Raw genomic sequence first — 1,367 nt, 5'->3', positions numbered from 1 at the left:
CTCCCCACCAACTGCTTCAACCGCCCGGCCTGCTGGCTCAGGGCATCGCAGTGACGCAGGGTCTCGTTGAGGTTCTCCACCCCTTGCTGGTTGAGGGTGTTGATCTGGGTGATGTCCAGGTTCAGGCTCTCGACCACCGCGCTCTGCTCCTCGGTGGCGGTGGCCACCGACTGGTTCATGCCGTCGATCTCGCCGATGCGCTGGGTGACGCTGGACAGCCGTTCGCCGGCCTGGTTGGCCACCTGCACGGTCTGTTCGCTGGACACCTGGCTTTCGTTCATGGTGTGCACCGCCTCGCGTGAGCCGACCTGCAGGCCGGTGATCATGCGGTGGATCTCCTCGGCCGAGGCCTGGGTGCGGTGGGCCAGGTTGCGCACCTCGTCGGCGACCACCGCGAAGCCACGCCCGGCCTCGCCGGCGCGGGCAGCCTCGATGGCGGCGTTGAGCGCCAGCAGGTTGGTCTGCTGGGAGATGCCCTTGATCACGTCGAGGATCTTGCCGATCTCGTCGGTGCTGGCGTTGAGCGCCTCGATCTGCCCGCAGGACTCGCTGATCTTCAGCGACAGGGCGGTCATGGCGTCGATGGCCGCGTCGACCACCTGGCGGCCGTCGTTGGCCTGCTCGCTGGCACCGCTGGCGTGCTGCGAGGCGTCGGCGGCGTTGCGGGCGATCTCCTGGGTGGCCGCGCCCAACTGGTTGATCGCCGCGGCGACGCTGTTGGTGCGCAGGCTCTGCTCCTCGGAGCCGATGATCGAGGCGTTGGAGGCGCTGACCACCTTCTCCGACAGGTCGTGCACCAGGCGTGTGGCCGAGGACACCTCGGTGATCGAGGCATGGATGCGCTCGACGAAGCGGTTGAACGAGCTGGCGAGCTCGCCGAACTCGTCCTGCTGCTGCACCGCCAGGCGGCGGGTCAGGTCGCCCTCGCCCTCGGCGATGTCGCGCATGGCGCGGCCCATGGTGGTCAGCGGGCGCATCAGCACGGGGATCAGCAGGCCCAGCAGGCCGGCGATGGCGGCCACGGCGATGAGCATGGCGATGATCGCCGAGGTACGGAACTGGCCGAGGGCGGCGTAGGCCTTGTCCTTGTCGATGGACAGGCCGATGTACCACTGCGCCGAGGGCAGGCCGGCGACCGGGGTGAAGGAGATGAGCCGCGCCTGGCCGTCGAGGGTCACGTCCTGCATACCCGGCTCGACACGCAAGGTGCTACCGGGGTAGATGTCCTTGAGGTTCTTCATCACCTGGGCCTTGTCGGGGCTGACGATCACCTGGCCGTCGCGGTCGGCCAGGAAGGCATGGCCGATGCCGCCGAAGTCCACGGCGTTGATGATGTCCACCAGGGTGTCCAGGCTCAGGTCGCCGCC

1 protein-coding gene is annotated in these 1,367 nt (G+C 68.4%); it reads right to left on the bottom strand.

The window, feature by feature from the left end:
* The coding region (gene mcpA / locus WCE05_RS25795) for a methyl-accepting chemotaxis protein McpA (RefSeq protein ID WP_368816814.1) at window positions 1–1,367 on the bottom strand (1,367 nt) is incomplete at both ends.

It is taken from the genome of Pseudomonas sp. I2 (genome assembly GCF_040984075.1).
GTDB classification, from domain to species: domain Bacteria; phylum Pseudomonadota; class Gammaproteobacteria; order Pseudomonadales; family Pseudomonadaceae; genus Aquipseudomonas; species Aquipseudomonas guariconensis_B.
The sequence above is the reverse complement of the archived record's forward strand: the minus strand, read 5'-3'. Positions and strand labels throughout refer to the sequence as shown.